This window comes from uncultured Marixanthomonas sp. (assembly GCF_963974425.1).
Classification (GTDB): Bacteria; Bacteroidota; Bacteroidia; order Flavobacteriales; family Flavobacteriaceae; genus Marixanthomonas.
The window spans coordinates 39877-47026 of sequence record NZ_CAXBCK010000028.1; the positions used below are offsets into that span (position 1 = coordinate 39877).

8 protein-coding genes are annotated in these 7150 nt (G+C 38.8%); 3 read left to right on the forward strand and 5 right to left on the reverse strand.

The genetic code is table 11. From position 1 onward, the window contains the following. Window positions 1-209: 209 nt before the first annotated feature. The 3 genes from AACZ92_RS09725 to AACZ92_RS09735 are packed head-to-tail and all read right to left on the reverse strand — an operon-like array spanning window position 210 to window position 2717. Window positions 210-875, reverse strand: a complete 666-nt coding sequence (locus tag AACZ92_RS09725; RefSeq protein WP_339700421.1) for a response regulator — start codon at window positions 873-875, stop codon at window positions 210-212. Continuing rightward, complete coding sequence (locus AACZ92_RS09730; RefSeq protein WP_339700424.1) at window positions 876-2513, reverse strand: hypothetical protein; 1638 nt, start codon at window positions 2511-2513, stop codon at window positions 876-878. It lies immediately after the preceding gene. Between the two features lie 39 nt (window positions 2514-2552). Next, window positions 2553-2717 carry a hypothetical protein gene (locus AACZ92_RS09735; RefSeq protein WP_339700427.1) on the reverse strand — a complete coding sequence of 55 codons (165 nt, stop codon included), beginning with the start codon at window positions 2715-2717 and terminating at the stop codon, window positions 2553-2555. A gap of 351 nt (window positions 2718-3068) precedes the next feature. Here AACZ92_RS09735 and AACZ92_RS09740 point away from each other — a divergent pair, with 351 nt between their 5' ends. Beyond that, window positions 3069-3773 carry a hypothetical protein gene (locus AACZ92_RS09740; protein WP_339700430.1) on the forward strand — a complete coding sequence of 235 codons (705 nt, stop codon included), beginning with the start codon at window positions 3069-3071 and terminating at the stop codon, window positions 3771-3773. Window positions 3774-3800: 27 nt separating this feature from the next. Here AACZ92_RS09740 and AACZ92_RS09745 read toward each other — a convergent pair whose 3' ends face one another. Beyond that, on the reverse strand, window positions 3801-4118 hold the full coding sequence (locus AACZ92_RS09745) for a hypothetical protein (RefSeq protein WP_339700433.1): 318 nt from the start codon (window positions 4116-4118) through the stop codon (window positions 3801-3803). A 56-nt stretch (window positions 4119-4174) separates the two neighbouring features. After that, entirely contained in the window at window positions 4175-5884 is a 1710-nt protein-coding gene (locus tag AACZ92_RS09750; protein WP_339700436.1) for a HEPN domain-containing protein, read from the reverse strand. 149 nt (window positions 5885-6033) lie between these two features. Between AACZ92_RS09750 and AACZ92_RS09755 the strand changes: the two genes are divergently transcribed. Beyond that, the gene (locus AACZ92_RS09755) at window positions 6034-6453 is read left to right on the forward strand and encodes a helix-turn-helix transcriptional regulator (RefSeq protein WP_339700439.1); all 420 of its coding nucleotides are present in this window, start codon (window positions 6034-6036) and stop codon (window positions 6451-6453) included. 182 nt (window positions 6454-6635) lie between these two features. Beyond that, window positions 6636-7055, forward strand: coding sequence for a lysozyme inhibitor LprI family protein (locus AACZ92_RS09760; protein ID WP_339700443.1), 420 nt, complete (start codon window positions 6636-6638; stop codon window positions 7053-7055). Window positions 7056-7150 lie beyond the last annotated feature (95 nt).

Genomic DNA, 7150 nt, shown 5'->3' on the forward strand with positions numbered 1-7150 from the left:
GGTGGGAATTTCTCACTTTTTACTTAGTGGGATAGTAGTAGATGGAGAGCTCTGCGATTCCCATACTCCTGATTCTGGACACGTTTCTCCAGTTTTTCCTGTAGTTCCAAGTGGTTTTCTTGCCATGATTTCTATATATTAAGATTAGATAATCAAAGCTACAGACTACAATTGGTTATGTCTTACGGGAAACCGTAGGCAGTACAACTTTAAATAATCCCCAAATCCTTCACAATGGCCACCAATTGGGTGCTGTTTTTTGCATTAAAATGATCCTTTAATTTACTCAGACGTTTTTCAACGGAACTGAGACTACTCGGCCTCATATTCTGTTGCTTGAGATACGCACTAATCTCATCCTGTAACAAGCCATGGGAGAGCTGTTTTAAAAGCGTGATATCAAAATCAGTAAGCTCTAGCATGGGTTCTTTTAGAAGCCCCGGGGCTACTGCTTCAGAATAAAAGGATTTGCCTTTAGCTACTTCTTGTACCGCGGTGTATAGGTCTGTGTTGCCATGACGCCCTTTGCAAACATACGCCTGTACTGTGGTAAGGTTAGAAAGCATCCGTACTTTTTCCAAACGATCTTCATGAGTAAAAACAATAATTTGTAAAGTAGGGTGTTCTTTACTTAAAACGGTAGCTAACTCGCTTCCAGAGTGCAACTTTTGTTTCCTATGGTCAGGTTTAAATGACAAATCGGTTATTAAGAGATCAAACGGTTCCCCATCCTGTTCTGCCTTTTTTACTTTCAAATAGGCGTCATCACAATAGCTTACATATTCAATTGTAGATATTCCTAAAGGGGCTAGAGTAGTCACAATACCTTTATTTACGCTCCCAAAGTCCTCTGCTACTAATACTTTTTTAAACATTTATACTTTTATTTTGGCCTTAAATCCATGATTGGGTTGAGAGGTAAAGGTAATAGTTCCAGAAATGGTACGAATACGGTTTTCCGCATGCAGCAGTCCCCCGCTTGGCTTGCGGTCTGTTCCCTTTCCGTTATCGCTATAGTCTATCAATAAAGTTGCTTTTTGATGTTGAAACTTCACGATCACAAAGCTGGCTTGGCTATGCTTGAGGGTATTGGTTAATAATTCTTGTAACACTTTATACACCGCCGCTTTCTTTTTGGCAGAGACCTTATTCCACGACACGGTACTGATATTTTGAGGCGTTATTTTTAGCTGTGGGGTAGTGTACTGTTGCAATAAATCTAACAAAACCTGTTGAAAAGGCTGTTGGGTATCTATTGGGTTATGGGTTCGTGAGATGCGTCGCGCTTGCTCATAAATAGCCGAAAGATCATCCAAAACACTATTATTTTCTGTATTTTGAATCTTGTTCATCACCAAAAATATATTATTGGCAATATCATCGTGAATATGCTTCGCGATGCGCTGTTCGGTTTCTTGTATGGCGCGTTTTCTTTTGCGTCGTATTTTGGTGATTAGAAATAAAGAAACGGATAGAACCACAAATAGAATAAGGACTCCAAAGAGGAGTATGCGCTGTTTACCCACTTTCGCTGCCAAAGCTTCTTTTTCAGCTTCCGATTTATCATACTTTAGCAAGGCGTAAGCGTTCTCAGCGGCTTGCTGGGCAGTGTTTAAACTATCTGATAGATGAACATAGCGTAATCCATACTGTGGTTGATTGAGTTTTAACAGGAGGGATAAAGCCTCCTTTTCATAATCCTTATCACTAATCATATTGGAAAGTTCATACATAGTAGTAGCATATGGGAGCGCAGATGCGGTGTCTCTTTTCCTTAAATAATACTGTGTTAAATGACGGTGAATAGAGTAAGAGCGTATGTGGTTTGAAAGCTGGCTGCTAAGTTGTAAGGCTTGTGTCAGTTCAGAAAGTCCTTCTCCCGCAGCCAACGAGCGGGTGTTCCCAAGATTGTCTAATAGCTTCGTTTTTTGATACAGACTATTTTTTTGTAACCTAGGGACGAGGGTAAGTCCTAATGTATAGGTGGCAATCGCCTTGTTATAACGATCTTGTTCTTTAAATAATGTAGCTTGATTATTTAAGATGGAAAGACTGTCACTGGCAGTGTTGGATAGCTGTAACGCTTGTTGATAGTATTGCGATGCCAAATCATAAAACTGTCGTTCTTTTTGTAAAATCCCCAACAAACATAGTAATCGTATCCTAATACTGGTATGGTCGCTTTCGGTATCCGATTTAATCAAGGAAAGACCTTTAATAGTATATTCTTCACTGCTATCCAAATCTCCCAACTTATAATACGTATTGGCCATGGCTTCATAGACATACACTTTATAGCTACTGGGATATTCTTTCTCTATAAAATCTTCTTTCTGCTCTAAATAACGGATGCCTTCTACTAATTCTAGCTTCTCTTGAGACGTGCGGATGGTATTTAGGACTTGGTTTAGCGAATCCCTTTTGGTTTGTGCATACAGATGAGAAGAACTTACTAACGCGAAGAGCGTTCCTAAGAAAATAAAATAGAGGAATGAATGTAAAGGTGTATTCATTCCTCTAAAATAGGATTAAAAATTTAAAATTCAGTTTTATTATCCTCCAGGTGGTGGCGGTGGTGGAGGGGGTGGTATAATGGGATCGTCCTCCCCACAACAGGCTTGTTTTTGAACGCCCTGAGTATGTAATTGCTCAGGCGTACAAGAAGTTGCCCCCAAAATAAGGGAAACCGTAAACATAACTATAAAAATTTTCTTCATTTTAAAGTATTTTTAAAATTGATAATAAATACCTGCTCGGGATGTTCCCAAGAAGGGTGCGGTTAATCCGCAGTAAAATGAAGAGGCGTCCCTCCTCGAGTTGAGAAGTCGTGCACAACACAATCGAGAAATGATTACTTCTCAAAAGCACCTGACGAATGTGCTGTGCAAAGGGGTCCTATCCGTTCATCAGAAACCTGTCTGATACAGGCAGTAGAATAGAACAGGACAAATATGTGGAGGAAGGTTTCGAAACAATCGAAATGCGATGGAAAAGACATCGAAAGGATTTCGAAACAAAATTTCGATACCAATTCGATAAAATTTGTATAGAAATAAAACAACGGTGTTATGTATAAAAATTTGATTATCAGCGCGTTTGAGGAGGTGAGAAATAAGACCGGTAAACGGCGTGACTATCCCAGGGCTAGGGTATTATCAGACTATATTCAAGAGGAAACAAAAGAGCCCTATGGAGATAGAAGCCTCGTAACAAAGTATCAAACAGCAAAAAAAGGGGAACCCGTTGAAATGCCGGATTTCGTAATAGAAGGATTATGTAAATACCTAGGGTATGATGATATGAAATCTTGGAAAGCAAGCACATTAACTAAAGAAAGGGCAGAACCTATGGACACAAAAAAAAGAGCTTGGAAAGTGACCGTTTCAATAGTCTTGATTGTAGGTTTGCTAGGAATCCTGGCGTGGCAATACCTCACAAGAGAGCGATGGATGGAATGGAAAGATCCAGTGTATGTGGAAGCCGACTTCGATGCCGAAAAATTGAGTAATGGAATATTAAAAATATACAAACAGGAGCGGATCGATAATTTTAAAAGGATAGAAGCAGATTGCAATACGACCTTTTTTAATCCCGATGGCACCCCAAAAATTTTCTATGGTAAAAATAAAAGAGGGAACTATCAATGGTTTACAGACTTGGCAAAACACCCCGAAACAGGAAAATCCTTAAAACCCATCACCCCATATATGATCAACAAATATATCTGCCCAAAAAATGGAAATAAAACACCATACAGAAAAATAAAACAATAGCGTTTTACTCGCAATCTATAAAAGCTCCTATTGTTCCGGTAAACGATCTAATAAATCGGTAACAGCGTCAATAAACTCTTGCTCTTCAAAGGGAATGAGGTGTAAGGCATGGCGTAATACTTCTTGCACATTGTGATAATGCTGGGGAATATCAGGATCCGTTACATACTTCGGCTCTTCCAACGCAAGAATACTTACCTTAAGTAAGTTGCCTATCAAGAACATTAATTCTACATGATTGGCTATAGGAATAGATACCTCATAATGGGCTCCTCTTCTATGGTTATTTTTGGGTTTAAGTCGATACAAATGAGCGTTTCGCAGCTTCTGGAGTTTCTTATGCAACTTTTTTGTTTTCATCATCTAGTGTTTTAGGTGGGGGTGCGTTTGTATAAATACTGTTAATTAGATATTCCAAAATAGAGGGGTTTCACCCGTTCCAGTTCTGCTTCGGCAAGCTTCTGACAGTGGTCAATACATTGCGCACAGTGCTGTGCCATTTGATCAATATCTTCTTTGTGTATTGGGGCGGGCTCGCCTTTTTCTAAGTATTCGGGCGTGTTAAGTAAATAGGCATACCAATGAGGCGGTAGGGTCACCGAAAAGTCAAATCCTTGGTAGGGCAGGGACGTGGTGCTATTACAGAGCGCTATAAGGTAAGCAAGGGAATAACGCTTGGGAGCAAACGCCCAAAATACATATAATACTCCTAAATAAATTTGACAAAAAGCCGTGTGCAAAATGGATAACTGAGCGGAAGGATCGGCCAAATATTGTTCGTAATCAAAGATAGAACAAAGGTGCTTCGCCCTCCGATAACGAATCTCCCAAATTGCAAGCATCGTTTGCCAAAGGGGTTTGTAATAAACGGCTTTATGCTGTAAAGTAGCAAGCGAAAATGTATGACAATACACCTCCTTGGCCCGGTCACGTATGTGGCACAGAAAATTGTCACCTTCCTGCATACTTTCTTTAGCTTCTTGTATGGTATAACAAATACAGTAGAGCTTACAACCTCGATGACATTGTTCGTATAAAGTCTCGGTAAGTTGTTCGGGAGAGAGCGGTATGGCGGTAGGGGTAAACAGTACTACCGTGTAGCTATTAAAAACACGAGAAGTATCGCTCAAGGAAGCTAAATAGCGCGTCTGCAAAACAGAGGTATAGTGTTGATGTAGAAGATAGGCTTGCTGTAAGTCATACTGTTTCTTTAAAAATCCCAGGGCTTTTACAAACGAAGGTTCGTCAATACATAATGTTCCTGGTATAAATTTCTCTTTCTTTTTTTTAATATATAAGTTCCGTTGGTCGAATAACTTTTGTAGTTGTACTAATTGTCGGTTAAATCGCTGTTGGGCAAGCGAGATTAATTGGGTGGTCATTACTTGAAATGCCTCTAATTCATCTTTACTTATTGTAAAATCATCATTATACCGCGCATTTGAATAGGCACTATCCAGTATTTCAAAGAGCTGCTTAGTTTCCGGGTTTTCTAGCGTAAGGAGGTCGGTAAAACAATCGTCAAACGCTTCCAAGTAGGTAATGTGTGATAAAATACGGTGGGTGATTTTAGACTTTCCTATCAATAACCACTCAGCCACTCGAAATAATAACTCAATGGATTGATGGTAATTAAAGGCCGCAACCGCAAAAGAGTCCTGCGCTTGATGCATAAGGGCTGCCGAAAGAAAAGCGCGAACCTTGTTGAGCTCATAATCAATATGGTCTTTAGACTTCTGTAAAGTTGTTGGTAGCATATTCAACTTACAATCAGCTAGCAACTGCGGCGGATCCCCATAGATACAGTGTCCAAAAAACAAATGTTGTACAAAAAAGGAACATCCTTTTTCAAAGGAAATAGCAGCATAGGAGACCCCATACACCCGAATCTTTAAATGGGTATGCATGCTTGAAAACGTATGGGTGTAGGAAAAGAGTTGCGGTGGAATATGCTGGATATTTTGAGAGGTAAGCACCACCACCCAGTCATAAGGAGGCTTGTGGGAGAGATACACCGCTTCTATCGGTAGAAAGGTCTCTAGTTGTTCGATAAATCCTGTGAGTTCGTTGTGATAAGAAAAATCCGTAGGCGTTTTGATAGACGTGTTCATAATAGATTGTTTTTATAATTCCAGTGAAAGGAACCATAAAAAACGACCGTACCCAACCAACCGGGATTGTTAAATACCAAAACCCACTTGTATGGTACTAAAAAGTGGTAGGGTGTGTCACTTTTAAAAATAATAGCTATTTTTATAGGATGAATACAACAGCAAAGACCAACCACATCGGGAGAAAGATTAGCCGCATTCGAGAACTACGCGGGATGAAACAAGAAACCTTGGCCGAAGAACTGGGCATCAGCCAGCAGAGTGTTTCCACTATTGAACAAAGTGAGACCTTGGAAGAGGAAAAGCTGGAAAAAGTAGCTAAGGCGTTAGGGGTTAGTTCAATGACTATTAAGAATTTTTCTGAAGAGAGAGCTATTAATTACTTCAATAACTTTTATGATAATAGTTCACCACAGGGAAATAGTTTTAATCAGGGGATGTATCCCACATTTAACCCAATAGACAGACTGGTCGAAGCCTACGAAGAAAACAAAAAACTCTATGAACGCCTTATAAAAGTAGAGCAAGAGAAGACGGCTTACTTAGAAAGGCTAGTGGATAAAAAGTAATTCAGTTCGTTTATATTTTCTGCGTTTACTACATAGACAACCGCTTGGATATTCTATTGAGCAGGGTTTCTCAACTTTTTTCTTACTTTTACAAACAACTCCCCTTTTAATAGTATAGCTATAATTGATATAAACGCAATGCGTTTATACCTACGTTGCCAGTAATACAAAAAATCACTCGAATGATTAAATATTTAAAACTGATCTTAATATTTCCACTGATAATTACTTTTTATCAATGTAAGGCTCAATCCGATAAAGTGGATGACCAAACAAAAAGCACAATAGAAGTTCGAGCTGATATTGCTCAAAAATTAACTGAATCCAAAACAAACCTTGAAGAAGTTTATAATGAAAGTGTTGAATTTCTCGATAGCGTTGGAACTTCTGACACTGAAAATTACAAATTGTTTCTGTTTAAAAGTCAGAGCGGATGGAAAAAATATTGCGAGGGAAAATGTAAAATAGCAGAATATCAAAGTAGAGATGCGGCTCAAGGAGGTTTTGCTTTTTATAAAATTTGTATGACTGAATTAAATAATAAAAGAACAACGGAATTAAAAAACCTATTAAAAGGATGGAAAATAGAATTTAACAACTAATCGATTGAAAAACTGTAATAAAAAGTACTACTGGCAACAACGGTAACCGTTGCACAACCCCATGATTTTTATAAAACTGAGCTAAGATAGGCCGT

Bases quoted from the DNA above. Each gene is read 5' to 3' on its own strand.
- AACZ92_RS09725 (WP_339700421.1), bottom strand. From the start codon at position 875: ATGTTTAAAAAAGTATTAGTAGCAGAGGACTTTGGGAGCGTAAATAAA.
- AACZ92_RS09730 (WP_339700424.1), bottom strand. From the start codon at position 2,513: ATGAATACACCTTTACATTCATTCCTCTATTTTATTTTCTTAGGAACG.
- AACZ92_RS09735 (WP_339700427.1), bottom strand. From the start codon at position 2,717: ATGAAGAAAATTTTTATAGTTATGTTTACGGTTTCCCTTATTTTGGGG.
- AACZ92_RS09740 (WP_339700430.1), top strand. From the start codon at position 3,069: ATGTATAAAAATTTGATTATCAGCGCGTTTGAGGAGGTGAGAAATAAG.
- AACZ92_RS09750 (WP_339700436.1), bottom strand. From the start codon at position 5,884: ATGAACACGTCTATCAAAACGCCTACGGATTTTTCTTATCACAACGAA.
- AACZ92_RS09755 (WP_339700439.1), top strand. From the start codon at position 6,034: ATGAATACAACAGCAAAGACCAACCACATCGGGAGAAAGATTAGCCGC.
- AACZ92_RS09760 (WP_339700443.1), top strand. From the start codon at position 6,636: ATGATTAAATATTTAAAACTGATCTTAATATTTCCACTGATAATTACT.